This window comes from Desulfoconvexum algidum (assembly GCF_055382125.1).
Map to the genome: position 1 here is coordinate 1,361,856 of NZ_AP042394.1, position 14,457 is coordinate 1,376,312.

The following is a 14,457-nucleotide window of genomic DNA, read 5'->3' on the forward strand; positions in this document are numbered from 1 at the left end:
TTATGATAAAAAAAAAGGTATGCATGCTGGGTGCATTTGCTGCGGGTAAAACCAGCCTTGTCCAGCGATATGTCAACAGCATATTTTCAGATAAGTATCACACAACCGTTGGCGTGAAAATAGAGAAAACACAGGTGAAAATCTCAGATGCCCTTATTGATCTCATTATATGGGATCTCCACGGAGAAGATGATTTTCAGCATGTCCGGCTTTCCTATCTCAAGGGAGCCTCCGGCTGTATATATGTGGTGGATGGAACCCGGGGATCAACCTTGGCAACGGCACTGAATTTAAAGGGGATTGTGGAAAAAACAATGGGCTATTTCCCCTTTATCCTTGTGATTAACAAATCGGACTTAAAGGACCAATGGGAGATAGACCCCTTGATTTTAGGTGAGCTCCATGATCAGGGGGTCATTGTGATAGAAGCCAGTGCAAAAACAGGGACTAAAGTTGAACAGATGTTTCAATTATTAACAAAAAAAATGATGGAAGAATAAATGTCGGATTCCACAGCAAAGATATTGGAAAAAATATGTTTTCAGGTGTTCAAGGATAGTAGCCTTGCCTATTTCATTACAGATGATCTTGGCAGATTACTTCAATGGGGGGGGGATCTTAGGGCATTAAATATGCCAACTCCTGGAAAGGAAAGCCACATCGCACAGGTGGTCCTTTTCATGGAAGGCATTTTACCCTTGACTGAAGATGTCATGGAATTTTCCTGCATAAAAATGCCCTTTGACCTGTGTGTGGATGCACTCCTTTTTGAAATTGACAAGGGGTATGGTCTGATTGTCTGGGATGCAACAAAAAAAGAAGCTTATTTGACAGAAACCCAGCAAAAATGCAATGAATTGAGCCTCTTAATCGAGCAGCAGAAAAACCAGGTTCACCCTCTGGAAAACAATACCCGAGAAAAAAATGAACCATTTTTTGAAGACCTTTTCCAGGCATTAAATATAGCTGTTTTGGAAATGAACTGTCAGGGTGGTTTTACCCTAGTGGGTATCCCTCCTCTATGGATTGATCATATTCCCCAGTCAAATCAAATGCTTTTGGGACAGACCTATGAGGAAGATGGCTTCAGTTTTTTAGGGAACTTTATCCAAGAAGCAAAATCCCACTGGGCAAAAAATCATAGCCCGCTAAAATCAGGGGCATGGATCGAAAAAGATCATACAGACCAGGAACTTTTATTTGAGTCAACCGCACTTGATATCCATGGAAGGAAACTGATCATCATTGCCCAGGATGAATGTCATCCAACTGAGAGACAATTTATTATCCAGAAAGGAAGAGACCTGGCTTTACATTATCATGACCTTCAACGGTCTGACCGGAAACTTAAGAGCATGAATGATGAACTAGAAGTGCGGGTTAAAGAAAGGACCGCAGATTTGGAAGAAGCAAATCTGCGACTTGCAAATGAATTAAAAGAACGGAAAAAAGTTGAACGAGAGCGTGAGGAAGTCTTCCATCAATTGCGTCAATCCCAAAAAATGGAAGCCATAGGAACACTGGCAGGCGGCATTGCCCATGATTTTAATAATATATTGGCCGCCATCATGGGGTTTACTGAATTGTCCCTTTATGAAGTGGACGAGGGGTCAAAGATAAAATCAAGACTTGAGAAAATCCTTAATGCATCCAACCGAGCAAAGGAGTTGGTTATGCAGATTTTAACTTTCAGCCATCAAACCGAATATGAGAAAAGACCCTTGAAATTGCGATTGATTGTTACCGAAGTTCTTCATCTTTTAAGGGCGTCGCTTCCTGCATCCATTGATATAAAAAAAGAGTTGCAAAGTAATTCCCATATTCTGGCGGATCATACTCAGATACACCAGGTTATTATGAATTTATGTACCAATGCCTGGCATGCCATGAAGGAAAATGGGGGCACCCTGGGGGTAAATCTGAGAGACATTGATATTAAACAAGAAGACCATGATGCTAATCCTGAATTATCCCCTGGCCAATATGTTATGCTGAAAATTTCGGATACAGGCTGCGGTATCCGGCCGGATGTGATTGAGAAAATTTTTGATCCTTATTTTACAACAAAAGAGAAAGACAAGGGTACAGGGCTAGGACTTTCGGTTGTTCATGGCATCATCAGAAAATTTAACGGCCATATTGCCATAAACAGCCAATTGGGGAAAGGGAGTGAATTTACAATATACCTTCCTTTATTTGGTGCACCCAATAAACCTATGTTCGAAAAGGAATCCATCGTTAAGGGTAACAATGAACGAATCTTGTTTGTCGATGATGAAATTTTTCAAACTGATCTGGCTGAACAGCTTCTGACACCATTGGGATATCGAGTGGTAACAAGTAATGACAGCATAAAAGCCTATGATATTTTTATAGAAGAACAAGGCAATTTTGATCTGGTTATAACCGACATGATCATGCCGAAAATGACGGGGAAGACCCTTGCTGAAAAAATTTTTAAAATCAAGCCGGATATCCCCATTATTCTTTGCTCTGGATACAGCGATGATATCGATTCAAGTTCATTAAAAACAATGGGGATCAATCAATACCTGATGAAACCCATTGGAATTGAAGCGCTGGCCGGGGCGATTAAACATGTTTTTGAAAAACAATGAGGCTATATTTTAGATTCCCATTGGAGATAATGCCCGCAATACCCCTGATAGGTATCTTGTAAATTTCATATTTAAAGGTTCTTTTTCAATATCTTTGCCGATGGGGATATCTTCATTCCAATGCAGGTCACTCTCCATGGGTTTTCCAATTGATCATTAAAGGAAAGCAAAAATATAGCCGATTACAGTGAGACTATTGAATTTTAATGGGTGTAGCCCTATGGAAATATAAACAATGGAATCAGCACAGAAAGAAGGATCAGAAAATTTTTTTGAATCAAATGGGGTTGATGATTTTCAGGACAATATTTTCTCTTGTCCGGAAGAAAATCAGAAAAACAGATGGGCAGTTTCATGGTCAGATTTAATGATGACCATGTTTATCTTTTTTGCTGTCATGTACCTTTACCAGGCAGGAGACAAAGAGGTTAAATTCGGGTTTGGCCCTGGTAAAAGCAGTTTGTCTGAACAGGGGTCAAGCGGGGTGATAAATGTCAACACCCAGGGCAGGTCCCTGGATGTTTTTGACCAGACACGACAGGCCATCAAAGAGGTGTTGATAGATGAGAACATCAGTGCGGACCTGATGAATGGCAATGCCCTTAAAATTATACTGGCCGGTGATTTTTTATTTGACCTGGGGAAGGCGGATCTTAAATTGGGGGCAAGGTATCAATTGGACCAGATTGCCAAGGCCCTGAACGAAAATGAATATTATATAAATGTATCCGGCCACACGGATGATACACCGAGCAATTCAGTTATCTATCCCACCAACTGGGAACTTTCTTCCCATCGGGCTGTGATGGTGGCGCGGTATTTAACAGAACGATGCAATGTTGACGGGAACAGGATTTTTATTACGGGCCACGCGTATCACCAGCCGGTCAGATCAAATGATACAAATTATAACCGCGCCCTTAACCGGCGGGTTGAACTGATTTTAACCCAGGAAAAATATTAAACACAAAATTTTATCGGATAATATTACCAAATAATATTAATAGATAATTTCAATATACGAGTGGATCAAGAATCAATTGGGAGGCGTAAAATGTTTAGATCGGATTGGGTTTCTTTTTTTAAGCAGTCAAAAAAAAATATCTTTGGCATCATCATCTGTATATCTCTTTTCCTGGCAGGTTTTTTTATCCACGGCAATACCGGCCTTTATGTGAATTTATCAGGGTTTCTGATCATCATTGGTGGTACATTGGGGGCAACCTTTCTCAGTTATAACATGCGCCGAATCGAAATTCTTTTCAAGGTATTAAAAACCTCCTATGGACGAGCGATCAAGAGCCCCAATGAAATTGTCAGAATTCTGGTTGACCTGTCTGTAAAAAAAAGAGTACAAGGACTTCTTGCCCTCCAGGATGATGAAGATGAAACCGCCATTGTTTTTCTGCGTCAGGCATTGGGGCTTTTGGTGGACGGATTCTCAAAGGAGCAAATTAGAGAATCCTTAACCTCGGAGATGTATTTTTTTAAGATGAGGAGAGAAGAAACCAGAAGGGTCCTTCAAACCATGGCCGATGTCGCCCCATCCTTCGGCCTTGTGGGAAGTGTTGTGGGGCTTATTGGAATGCTGGCAGGACAGGGGGATTCAGCCATCATCATGGCCACCATCCCCGTGGCCCTCACATCAACCTTGTATGGTATCGTGCTGGCAAACTTTTTCTTTCTTCCCTTTGCTGCAAATATACGGGAAAGAACCCTCCAGGAACTTTTTCTTCAAAAAATTGTTTTAGAAGGAGTGCTCGCCATATCAGAGGATCTTCACCCCAAAATGATGGAACGTAAACTGGTATCATTTTTAACGCCATCCGCAAGAAAGGGCCGGTTCGTCTCCTATGAAAAAATACGCCAACGCTTAAATCTATCGGAAGAAGTCCGGGAAAACGTGTAATTTTTATTTGTAACCATAAAGTGAAAGTAAGACCATGCCTGAAACATGCGTTAGACAGATATTGCCCAATGTAAAGGATTTTATTAAATTTTGGAAAGACAGGGGACCCTTCAAATATGCCCTCACCAGCAATGAATTTCCACCTGTTCTGCTGGAACCGGAAGAATGGATATTTGGTAATGACATCCAGCGGCTGTTAAAGGAATTGATGCAGTTTGACCAGAAGAAAATGGCCTTTGTTCAATCTCCTTTTAACCCAAAAAATAAAAATATCTTAAGACCTGATGGCCTGAGTCCCTGGAAGATCACCCATTTTCCTGAAGAATGGAATCGCGTTGTTTGCGATGCCTTTGTGCCCGAAGGACATCTCACCTGTTCGGTCATGGATGAGGCAAGAACCCTGGGAAAATCAGGCAGGCCAATGGATTCTCAAAAAGAGCCCCCTGGAAAAATAGATATCGAAAAGGCTTTTTTCAATTTGCTTGAAACGCATCTTGAACGGATGGGGTATTTATTGTTAACCCCCTTGGGGAATTCAAAATATGCATCAACAAAGGACTGTCTTTTGGAGTGGGAAGAAGATGAACGAGATGCCGGCCTGCTCTGACAGGCCGAGGATCAGACACGGTTGTTGAGAATCAGGCTGCACAGAAGTTTTCGATAGTCAATACCTGCCTTTTGGAATCCTTTTGTCCCGTATTTCATATTTCCTTCCAGCACATAGAGACGGTTCTCTGATTGTATAATATCAATCCCCACATCATCCCAGCCGCATTTTTCTGCCGTTAAAAGCGCCAGGGCCAGTGCTTGTTTGGGCAGGGGATCAAAATTTATTTTTCCTCCCTGGGACAGGTTGGTTTTAAAATTGCCTTTCCCGGCAATGCGCCAAAATCCCAGTACGATTTGTCTGCCGATCACGATGATGCGCATGTCCCGGTCAATGGGCAGATATTCCTGAATATAGGCTGGCCCTCTTCTGTCTAAATAGGTGTTCAGGTCCCCAGAGGTTTGGATGAGGTAAACCCCAATGCCCCTGGCAGACCCCCTGGGGATTTTGGCAATAAAGGGTAAATCAAACTCTTTTAAAATGCATTTTTTTTGTCGGGGACCATAAAAAACCTTGGTGCGGGGATGGGGAAGGTCCAGCATCTGAAACAGGGCTGTTTGCTTGATTTTATCCTGGGCAAATTTATAGGTATGATAGCTGGGAAAGGTTTTTTTTCCCATGGCATTAAACAGGTCTGCATAAAAAGCGGTTGGATAATAGATTCTGTGAGCCCCAAAAAGCTGCTTTTGCTCCTCGGGGCTGTAATTTGAAAAATTGGGTTTGAATCCCATGGTATGGATTTGCGGGCATTTTTTCAGTCGGGCACCAATGGCAATGGGCTTGTGTTCCCCCTCTTTTTTCACGCTGAGGTGATCCAGGATTTTATTTGACTGGTTGTGGCTGGAAAACTACAAAATATATTCACGTTTGATCGTTTCAGTTCTTGGTCAAGTTCAGGCTTGGCGAGCCCTTGCTGCAGGGATGATATGATAATGGGTAACTCTTTTGGGGTAAACATCTCCCTGATTTCCCGGGAAAACCCCATGGCCGTCATGTCCTTGAAAAATAGATCACAGACAATGGCAGTGGGTTTTTCAAACAAAATGGCTTCAAAGGCTTCCTGGGTGCTGGTAAATGTCCGGGCTGCATAGCCGCAGGTATGAATCAGTTTGGCGTATACATCCAGATATGCCCGGGATGTGCTGACGACGATGTAACCCTCTTTTTTAATTCCTGCTTTTTGATCCCTGAGATGGATATATTTTTTTGCGGTTGATTTGAGGCCTCGTCGTTCAAGTATGCTGATAAATGACGTTATTACGGATACGGGAGCGTTCTTTTCAAGGTAATTTGAGGCCATATAAGAAAAGGTGTCCGAGATCATCAATGCCTCCATGAGACAGACCGCCCGGGCATCCAGGATGGAGTGAACCAGCATTTCTACGGTTTTTGTACCGGATTCTATTTTATTTTTTATCTCAGCGACAATATAGTCTGAACAATGCCGTTCCAAAAGCTTTATGGCGGCCATTCTGACATACAGGGATGGATCGGATATGCCCTTGATACTCCTGGCAACAGATTCCAATTCAGGAAATGCTTCCAGAGCATTATATCCTGCAAATCTGACGTTATCAGCGATTTCTTTGTGGGCAATAAGCGTGAAAAGGCTGTTGATTGCCTCCCGGGGAATGGTTCTTGCCGTGAGTTCTAACAGGTTAATAACCAGGTCATGGTCCAGATCGTTCAGGTCGGTTATACTCCCGGCCAATGCCTCGGCCACCTGGGGTCCACGGGTTGAAAAATAAGCAATCGCCTGATATCTATCCTCCAAGAGAGTTGAGGTCAAAAGTGTCAGGTTTGTTTCAAGGGAAGCCGTCGCTTGTTGCGCTTCAACCATATCCGGCGCAATCGCAGCGAGGGGGGCTTCGGGCATATTCATTTTTAAAACATCAATGGCATCCAGAACATCCTGGTCGCATTTGTCGGTTAATGCAATTTGTTCCAGCCTTTCCCGGGCTCGGGTATTGCCGATTCTTTCCAGGGCCTTTATGGCATCGGTTTTTAAAGCGATATGGTCATAGAAAATGAATTCTGCCACATCGTCAACCAAGAGGTCTATCTTAAATTTTCCTGCAGTACGAATGATCCTGTTCAGTAGGTCTTCATTGGTTTCTTTGGATAAAATATGTTTAAATAACGGGACATAGTGGATGAGTTGTGACCGGTCACCGTGATCTAAAAGGAGAGTGGTAAAAGCAAAATTCAGGTGTGCTCTGTCCATGGTCAGTTGAAAGAGCCGCTTCCGGGTTTCAGAATCCAGGGTGGTTTTTCCCAACAGAAAATTCAGAAGGGACAGGGCTGTTTTATCCGATGCCAGGGCCAGCATTTCAATCACGTCTTTTTTTTCGTTGTCCAACCGTGAAGAAAGAATCGAAAGCTGTTCCATGGCCTGTTCAATTTGGCCTGTTTTTATAAATTGTCGAAGGGTAGGAAGATACGGTGCCATGATTATTCTTCCTTGGGGTGATCGCGATACCCCCGGGGATTTTTTTTCTGCCAATTCCAGGTATCTTTGCACATATCATCCAGGGATTTTCTTGCTTCCCATCCCAGTTCTTTTTTTGCCTTTGAGGCATCTGCAAAACAGGCGGCAATATCACCCGGTCTTCTGTCTGTGATTTCATAGGGAATCGGTTGTCCACTGGCTTTTTTAATGCCGTTTATCATTTCAAGTACTGAAAATCCGTTTCCCGTGCCCAGGTTGTATATGACCACCCCTGGATTGCTGAACAGCTTGGGAAGTGTCTGGATATGGCCCAGGGCCAGATCCGTCACATGGATATAATCCCTGACACCGGTTCCGTCGAGTGTGTTATAATCCCCACCAAAGACCCTTAGCCGGGGAAGAATGCCCACCGCAACCTGGGAGATATAGGGCACAAGATTGTTGGGCAACCCTTGTGGATCTTCTCCAATCTCTCCGCTTTCATGGGCGCCCACAGGATTAAAATATCTGAGAAGGGCGATGTTCCAGTCCTTATCCGATTTATAGAGATCCTGAAGAACCTCTTCAATTATAAGTTTGCTCCTGCCATAGGGATTGGTGGCAGAAAGGGGAAAATTTTCTGTGATGGGAAGACTTGCAGGGTCTCCATACACGGTAGCAGAGGATGAAAAAACAAGGTTTTTTACCCTGTATTTGTCCATGGCAAAAAGCAGGTTGAAGGTGCCGGTGAGATTGTTGTGGTAATATTTCAAGGGGATGCTTACTGATTCTCCCACAGCCTTCAGTCCGGCAAAATGGATGACGGCATCAATTTTGTGGTCCTCAAATACTTGGTCTATACTTGGGGGATCAAGGAGATCCGCCTTGTAGAAAGAAAGCGTTTTGTCGGTTATCGTTTGAACCCGGTTTAAGGATTCTTCACAAGAATTGGAAAAATTATCCAATACCACAACATCATAATTTTCCTTTAACAGCTCCACACAGGTGTGGCTACCGATATATCCGGCACCACCCGTCACAAGTATCTTCATTGGCAGTCCTTAAATGGTTTGAGGGTAATGGATTTTTTGTTTTCATTTTAAAAAAAATATATGGCAGATTCTATAATTTTTCTATACTTTTGTACAGGTTGTAATTTAATTATTTTATAAAATAACCCGGTTGGATTTGGTAATCATTTACACAAAATTTTATAAAATTAGTGGAAAAAAGGCATTTGCGATATTGACAGGCAGAAAAGCCATGGTTAGATTTAGAGCATTCAGGAATGATAGACCTGAAAATCAAACACCAGAAACTAAGGAGAGGTATAAAATGATTGAGTTGACAGATCCTGCGAAAGCGCAGATTGATGACTATTTCCAGGGTAAAGAGCCTACCCCCGTAAGAATTTTTCTTAATTCCGGCGGCTGAGGCGGTCCATCACTTGCCATGGCTCTGGATGAGCCAAAAGATACAGATGATTCCTTTGATGTTAAAGGGCTTAAGTTCGTTGTTGACAAAGAATTCATGGAAAAAGCCAAGGTTATTAAAATCGACTTTACCGGAATGGGATTCAGCCTTGATTCCGATATGGAACTTGGAGAGTCTGGATGTGGAAGTTGTGGATCCGGCGGTTCCTGCGGCGACTAATCTCTTGAGCGTTTTAAAAGAAAGGTGTCCTGGAAAAGATTCAGGACACCTTTCCTATACCTACCATTGATAATAGGCGGATTTTAATTTTTCGATGATCTGCATATCCGGTTTTACCGGATTCTCGGCTTTGGGCAGCTCTGGTATGGTATGGGAATTTGAAAAGCAGGTGTCTTTGATTTTAAGGTTGTAGGCTTTTACCATAAGGGTTTCAAGGTTTATAACATCTTCTATATTGTAGGCAAGTAGTGTATCAAGGGCCTTTGGGTTCTTGGTTTTCTGGTATTCTTCCCACAATAGTATGGCAAAATATCCGTCCACCCCATCCAATTCCTGCCGGTCGATTCCCACGGCTCGTTCACATTTTTTTAACCCCCCCTTGAATCCCAGGCTTTTCAGAACATATCTTAAATCAATGTGGGCATGGGGCAACTGACAGTTAAAGTGCCTTTGAATAAACGGCAGATCAAAGGTTTTACCATTATAGGTGACAATGACCTGGTATTGCTCAATATCCTTAAGAAAGGCATTAAGGTTTTTCCCCTGGACATAATAGCGGGTAGCGACGCCGTCATACAGGGCAATTGTCGTAATGGTGGAGTTTGTCTCAAGACCTGTGGTTTCTATGTCCAGGAAAACGCAGGTATCCCTGAATTCAGGGAAGAGCCGGAAGTGCTGGCTTGCGGGAAGAAGATCTTCAAAATAGCGGGCATTTTTATTTTCCAGGTGGTCAATGGAGATTTGAATCTCCCGTTGAATTGCAGACGATTTTTTGCCAATCTGGGCGGGTCGGAGGAGGGCATCTTTCCAGGTTCGTATACCCTTATCCCAGAGTTTTTTTTCTGTTGTGGGTCCAATGCCCGGGATATGGCTGAATGTGTTAATGAGCATAATTCTTCCTTCTTGTTAAAGTTCTCGTCTTTATATCCCGAATTGTAAAAATATGACAGGGGTAATGGGGTGGATAAAAAGTCCTTTGACTTGACCCTGATTCTTTGCCATGGTGGTTCGTACAATAACGGTATTAAACCCTTTAAATCAGGATTAAAGATATGACCCGATTTCAATATGTGAGTGCCGGTGTTTTTCTTGTGTTGTTTATGGTCTTTTCTTCTATTGGCTGCGGTGAAAGAGAAAAAGGTGATGAAGACCTTGTGGTGGGCAACTGGACCCAATATCGGAACCGGGCCTATATTCTTTTGGTCATCAGTCCCAAGGGGACTTGGGATTCCTCTGTCAGGATTGCCGATGCCACCTCAAAAATTGTTAAGTCCAAGGGCGCTGCCAAGGGGACCTGGCATATGGAAGAGGGACAGCTGCTTTTTACCGTAATGACATCAGATATCCAAGAAATATGGGAACAAAATGATACCAGTTTCTTTGAGATTGTTGAACTGGGGGAACAGATCATGCTGTTGAAAGAGGAAAACGGCCGGGTTTCGGAATGGAAAAAAAGAAGATCTCAAAAATCGGGTGATGCCGTGACGGAAGCGGCTGTCGTCATTTCCATGAAACCCCTGGCCGTGAATCTGAATAAAAATCGATCAAATACCCAGGATCGTTACCTGTGTTTGAATATGAATTTGGTACTCAAGGAATTAATGCCGGACCAGCAAATCCCTGCCCTGCATCCCAAAGCCCGGGAAGCGGCCGTCCTTTTCTTAAGCTCCCTTGTCTATGAAGATGTCAAGGATTTTGACCAGGTTAAATTTCAAAAGTCAAAATTGGTGGATGTTCTCAACCCCTATATGGAAGGTTTTATTAAGGATATAGAAATTGAACATGTGATTATTTCGACCACCATGGAAAAGGTGGAAGAGTTTATTATCGAGCATACCATGAGCCCGAAAAAAGAGGGAGAAGAAGAGGGCGGTGAAAAGAAGGCTGAAGAGAAATCACCAGGTGAGAAAGCCTAAAGGGGTTGCTGGCTAATCTCTTGATTTTGTGACGAGCAAGACCCCTGTTAAAACAGATATCGTCACCCAACTCTTTTTAAAGTAATTGCTGATGCCCAGGGAAGACCCCATGGAAATGGCGGCATCCTCAAGGGGATATTCAAGCCCTGTAAGGGTCAGCCCCGTTACCTTGTCTGAAACCGGAAGAACAGATAAAAGGTCGCCTTTTTTACCCTCAAGTTTAAGGTGATCCGTGACAAGGTAGATGTCATTGTTGGCATCTATTATTCTTGATTCAACCCCCAGGGTGCAAAGCCTGCGCAATAAAAAAATATTGGCCAGGGTGTGGTCAAGCCGATGGCCTGTCACCCCGATCATTGTGACAGTGGTAGCGCCTTTTTTGACGGCAAACTCAACGCACAGGTCTGTGTCTGTTTGGTTTTTCCGGGAAGGGTGGAGGATGATGGGCGTGCCTTTTTTTTCAAAAAAACATCTGGTATCCGGGTGAATTGAATCCATGTCCCCGATGATGACATGGGGGGCGATATCCATTTGTTTGAGATGGGTTGCTCCGCCGTCTGCCGCAACGATCAAATCCGCTTCTTCTAACAGACGTTTTATCCTTGGGGTGAACAGCAGGTTTCCATTTGCAACAATGATACAATTCATGGAGATACAATTCATAGCGTCTTCATTAACATGAAAATCCTCTGGTGGAAACAGGTATTATTGTTCGTATTGTAAGTATCTGGCTATAAGTATCTGGCTATAAGTATTTGGTTATAAGTACCTGGGTCTTGACACTTTGGCTGTCAGCTTATATTTTCCATAGGAATGATAATGATATTGATGAAGATAATAAATAATTAGATGATATTAATTTATCACATCCTGACCACCTTGATTTTTTTTCTGGTGTTACCTTTTCTCCCGCTTGTGTATCTGTTGTCGGAAAAAAGGAGGGCCAACCTTCTCCAGCGGTTGGGGCTATGCACCGGGTTTAAAAAGAAACATGGGACCTTCCGGATATGGGTCCATGGTTTGTCAGTGGGGGAGGTACGTTCGGCCCTTCCCTTTGTTCAGTCTTTGAAAAAAAATAAACCCAATGCTGAAATTATTTTTACAGCCTCCACAAAAACAGGGTTTGACACAGCCCGGCAGTTGTTTGATGGGGACAATGAGGCCCAGGTATCACAGATTGGATATTTTCCCTTTGATGTTTGGGCGTCGGTTTTACGGATGGGTCATCTTATTGAGCCCAATATTGTCTGTCTCGTTGAAACCGATATCTGGCCCGGATTTATTCACCAGATGAAACAACAAAAAATCCCCGTGGTTCTTATAAATGCAAGGCTTTCCAAACGCTCATTAAACAGATATCTCAGGATGGGACGGTTTTCTTCCCTGTTTTTTCCTGCCCTGTCCCACATCATGGCTCAAACGCCTTTGGATGCAAAGCGGTTTAAAAGGGTTGGCGTTTTAGACACCTGCCTGTCCACCATGGGAAATATAAAATTTGATCAAGCGCCAATGAATTTGGATAAACAGGAGTCCTTAAAACTCAAAGCCAGGTTTGGCATTGGGGACCAAGATCAGGTTTGGGTTGCCGGCAGCACCCATGAAGGAGAGGAAAAATTTTTGCTGGACGCCTTTGCCGTCGTGAAAAAAAGCGTACCGAATCTGAAGCTGATCCTGGCACCCCGTGATCCGAAAAGAAGTGAGCGAATCATGGAACAAATACCATCTCCCCCCCATCATCCGGTTCTGTATTCACAGTTAAAACAGGGCAAACGAGACCACGATCTTATCTTGGTTGACCAAATGGGGCTGCTTGCCATGACCTATGCCGTTTGTGACCTTGCATTTATCGGTGGTTCCCTTTTGCCCTTTGGGGGGCATAACCCCCTTGAACCTGCCATGTTTGGTAAACCGATTTTGTTTGGTCCCCACATGACAGATTTTCTGGAAATTGCAGATTTGCTGTTGGCTGAACGAGGTGCCCGCAGGGTCAAAACCGTCTCCCAAATCCATTCAGAGCTGCAAGGGATTCTCCAAGACCCTGTTCTGGCAAAACAAATGGGGGATGCCGGTTACCGTGTTTTCTCCGGAAATACCGGGGCCGTTGACAGGACCCTTAAAAAGATGGAGGATCTTTATTTTGTCTGACCCATGGTTTGCCCTATTGGAAAAAAAAATTACCCGGATCTCAGACCAGGATTACAGGCCGGCTCTCTTTTCCCTTGAGCATTTGCTGGTAAAGGCTTCCGGGCTTTACCGGGTGGGTTCAAATCTTCGGCTTGCGCTGTACCGGGCAGGTCTGCTAAAAACTAAACGGCTACCCTGTTTTGTCATTTCCATTGGCAATATCATGGCCGGCGGTGCGGGCAAGACCCCCATGGCCATCTATATTGCCGAACTTCTGATAAAAATGGGAAAACATCCCGTGGTCATCAGCCGGGGGTATAAAGGCAGTCTTGCAACCGGTGCCAAAATCGTCAGTGACGGAAAAACCCTGTTTCTGGACGCCCAGGTTGCCGGAGATGAACCCTATATGATGGCCGCAAGGAAAACCTTTCCTGTTGTGGTGGGAAAGGACCGGTATACTGCTGGAAAACTTGCCATTGCGCAATTAAATCCCGATGTGATTGTTCTGGATGATGCCTTTGCCCATGTGAGACTGGCCAGGGATTTGGATCTTCTCTTGTTTGACCATGATCGGCCCCTGGGAAATCAGCGGATGCTGCCGGCGGGAAGGCTGCGGGAAACACCAGGGATGTCAAAAAAACGTGCCCATGCCATTGTGCTTACCCGGTGCCCCCCCCCAAATAGAGCTGGTAAAAAAGGGGATGGAGATCAGACGCCAGGAGGGGAACACAAAAATATTTCCAGCCAATATGAGGGAATCCCGGTTTTTAAAACTTGTCATTGCCCTTATCTGTTGAAATGGGTATCTGTGAAAAAAAACCCGGCCGATGTCCTTTCTTGTCCAGATTCCCTCAAGGATCGCTCTTGTCTCTTGTTTTCAGGGATTGCCAATAATAAATCCTTTGGAGAGGCGGCAGCAGAACTTGGGGTAAATGTAGTGGATCACCTTGAATTTAAAGACCATTACAGGTATAAGAGGGCTGATATTTTATGGATACAAAAAAGAGCCGGGGAAATCGGGGTGGACCTGATTGCCACAACGGAAAAAGACTGGGTGAAGCTGGACCGGGATATTCAATGGGATACTGATCTGGCAGTGATCGGTATCAAGATCATAGTTGAGAATGACAAGGCCTTTGAATCTTTTATAAAATCTAAGGTTGGATAGTGTCCTTAAATCTTTTGGTATCATAATTAGATTG

General features: G+C 43.7%; 15 protein-coding genes. 9 read left to right on the forward strand and 6 right to left on the reverse strand.

Features of this window, described 5'->3' with window-relative positions; translation table 11 throughout:
- Positions 1-2 precede the first annotated feature (2 nt).
- Positions 3-500: a Rab family GTPase gene (locus ACZ45G_RS06145; RefSeq protein ID WP_464176055.1), complete on the forward strand. Its 498-nt coding sequence runs from the start codon at positions 3-5 to the stop codon at positions 498-500.
- Complete coding sequence (locus ACZ45G_RS06150; RefSeq protein ID WP_464176057.1) at positions 501-2,618, forward strand: hybrid sensor histidine kinase/response regulator; 2,118 nt, start codon at positions 501-503, stop codon at positions 2,616-2,618.
- A 9-nt stretch (positions 2,619-2,627) separates the two neighbouring features.
- On the opposite strand, the gene ACZ45G_RS06155 is transcribed toward ACZ45G_RS06150, so the two are convergent.
- On the reverse strand, positions 2,628-2,756 hold the full coding sequence (locus ACZ45G_RS06155) for a hypothetical protein (protein ID WP_464176060.1): 129 nt from the start codon (positions 2,754-2,756) through the stop codon (positions 2,628-2,630).
- Between the two features lie 97 nt (positions 2,757-2,853).
- Between ACZ45G_RS06155 and ACZ45G_RS06160 the strand changes: the two genes are divergently transcribed.
- From ACZ45G_RS06160 to ACZ45G_RS06170, 3 genes are all read left to right on the forward strand, one after another.
- Complete coding sequence (locus ACZ45G_RS06160) at positions 2,854-3,582, forward strand: OmpA/MotB family protein (protein ID WP_464176062.1); 729 nt, start codon at positions 2,854-2,856, stop codon at positions 3,580-3,582.
- A 90-nt stretch (positions 3,583-3,672) separates the two neighbouring features.
- Positions 3,673-4,527: a motility protein A gene (locus ACZ45G_RS06165; RefSeq protein WP_464176065.1), complete on the forward strand. Its 855-nt coding sequence runs from the start codon at positions 3,673-3,675 to the stop codon at positions 4,525-4,527.
- 34 nt (positions 4,528-4,561) lie between these two features.
- Positions 4,562-5,134: a hypothetical protein gene (locus ACZ45G_RS06170; protein WP_464176067.1), complete on the forward strand. Its 573-nt coding sequence runs from the start codon at positions 4,562-4,564 to the stop codon at positions 5,132-5,134.
- An 11-nt stretch (positions 5,135-5,145) separates the two neighbouring features.
- Here ACZ45G_RS06170 and ACZ45G_RS06175 read toward each other — a convergent pair whose 3' ends face one another.
- From ACZ45G_RS06175 to galE, 3 genes are read right to left on the reverse strand one after another with little or no spacing between them, the layout of a single operon-like run.
- Complete coding sequence (locus ACZ45G_RS06175; protein WP_464176069.1) at positions 5,146-5,937, reverse strand: ATP-grasp domain-containing protein; 792 nt, start codon at positions 5,935-5,937, stop codon at positions 5,146-5,148.
- Positions 5,934-7,583 (reverse strand): PleD family two-component system response regulator, encoded by a 1,650-nt coding sequence (locus ACZ45G_RS06180; protein WP_464176072.1) that lies wholly within the window; start codon positions 7,581-7,583, stop codon positions 5,934-5,936. The genes ACZ45G_RS06175 and ACZ45G_RS06180 overlap by 4 nt, the downstream gene beginning before the upstream one ends.
- Before the next feature lie 2 nt (positions 7,584-7,585).
- Entirely contained in the window at positions 7,586-8,614 is a 1,029-nt protein-coding gene (galE, locus tag ACZ45G_RS06185; protein WP_464176074.1) for a UDP-glucose 4-epimerase GalE, read from the reverse strand.
- 400 nt (positions 8,615-9,014) lie between these two features.
- Here galE and ACZ45G_RS06190 point away from each other — a divergent pair, with 400 nt between their 5' ends.
- Positions 9,015-9,215 (forward strand): hypothetical protein, encoded by a 201-nt coding sequence (locus tag ACZ45G_RS06190; RefSeq protein ID WP_464176077.1) that lies wholly within the window; start codon positions 9,015-9,017, stop codon positions 9,213-9,215.
- A 60-nt stretch (positions 9,216-9,275) separates the two neighbouring features.
- Here the strand turns inward: ACZ45G_RS06190 and ACZ45G_RS06195 are convergent, their stop codons facing one another.
- A complete protein-coding gene (locus tag ACZ45G_RS06195) occupies positions 9,276-10,106 on the reverse strand; it encodes a ribonuclease H-like domain-containing protein (protein WP_464176079.1) in 831 nt (276 codons plus the stop codon).
- Positions 10,107-10,267: 161 nt separating this feature from the next.
- On the opposite strand from ACZ45G_RS06195, the gene ACZ45G_RS06200 reads away from it, so the two are divergent.
- On the forward strand, positions 10,268-11,131 hold the full coding sequence (locus ACZ45G_RS06200) for a flagellar basal body-associated FliL family protein (RefSeq protein WP_464176082.1): 864 nt from the start codon (positions 10,268-10,270) through the stop codon (positions 11,129-11,131).
- Between the two features lie 12 nt (positions 11,132-11,143).
- Here ACZ45G_RS06200 and ACZ45G_RS06205 read toward each other — a convergent pair whose 3' ends face one another.
- Entirely contained in the window at positions 11,144-11,794 is a 651-nt protein-coding gene (locus tag ACZ45G_RS06205; RefSeq protein WP_464176084.1) for a thiamine diphosphokinase, read from the reverse strand.
- Between the two features lie 186 nt (positions 11,795-11,980).
- On the opposite strand from ACZ45G_RS06205, the gene ACZ45G_RS06210 reads away from it, so the two are divergent.
- A complete protein-coding gene (locus ACZ45G_RS06210; RefSeq protein WP_464176086.1) occupies positions 11,981-13,276 on the forward strand; it encodes a 3-deoxy-D-manno-octulosonic acid transferase in 1,296 nt (431 codons plus the stop codon).
- Positions 13,269-14,423: a tetraacyldisaccharide 4'-kinase gene (gene lpxK, locus ACZ45G_RS06215; protein ID WP_464176089.1), complete on the forward strand. Its 1,155-nt coding sequence runs from the start codon at positions 13,269-13,271 to the stop codon at positions 14,421-14,423. Before ACZ45G_RS06210 ends, lpxK begins: the two co-directional genes overlap by 8 nt.
- Positions 14,424-14,457 lie beyond the last annotated feature (34 nt).

Excerpts from the sequence above, each read along its gene's own strand:
- ACZ45G_RS06190 (WP_464176077.1), top strand. The coding sequence starts at position 9,015 with ATGGCTCTGGATGAGCCAAAAGATACAGATGATTCCTTTGATGTTAAA.
- ACZ45G_RS06195 (WP_464176079.1), bottom strand. The coding sequence starts at position 10,106 with ATGCTCATTAACACATTCAGCCATATCCCGGGCATTGGACCCACAACA.
- ACZ45G_RS06150 (WP_464176057.1), top strand. The coding sequence starts at position 501 with ATGTCGGATTCCACAGCAAAGATATTGGAAAAAATATGTTTTCAGGTG.
- ACZ45G_RS06210 (WP_464176086.1), top strand. The coding sequence starts at position 11,981 with ATGATATTAATTTATCACATCCTGACCACCTTGATTTTTTTTCTGGTG.
- ACZ45G_RS06160 (WP_464176062.1), top strand. The coding sequence starts at position 2,854 with ATGGAATCAGCACAGAAAGAAGGATCAGAAAATTTTTTTGAATCAAAT.
- ACZ45G_RS06145 (WP_464176055.1), top strand. The coding sequence starts at position 3 with ATGATAAAAAAAAAGGTATGCATGCTGGGTGCATTTGCTGCGGGTAAA.
- ACZ45G_RS06205 (WP_464176084.1), bottom strand. The coding sequence starts at position 11,794 with ATGAATTGTATCTCCATGAATTGTATCATTGTTGCAAATGGAAACCTG.
- ACZ45G_RS06200 (WP_464176082.1), top strand. The coding sequence starts at position 10,268 with ATGACCCGATTTCAATATGTGAGTGCCGGTGTTTTTCTTGTGTTGTTT.
- galE (WP_464176074.1), bottom strand. The coding sequence starts at position 8,614 with ATGAAGATACTTGTGACGGGTGGTGCCGGATATATCGGTAGCCACACC.
- ACZ45G_RS06180 (WP_464176072.1), bottom strand. The coding sequence starts at position 7,583 with ATGGCACCGTATCTTCCTACCCTTCGACAATTTATAAAAACAGGCCAA.
- ACZ45G_RS06155 (WP_464176060.1), bottom strand. The coding sequence starts at position 2,756 with ATGGAGAGTGACCTGCATTGGAATGAAGATATCCCCATCGGCAAAGAT.
- ACZ45G_RS06170 (WP_464176067.1), top strand. The coding sequence starts at position 4,562 with ATGCCTGAAACATGCGTTAGACAGATATTGCCCAATGTAAAGGATTTT.
- ACZ45G_RS06165 (WP_464176065.1), top strand. The coding sequence starts at position 3,673 with ATGTTTAGATCGGATTGGGTTTCTTTTTTTAAGCAGTCAAAAAAAAAT.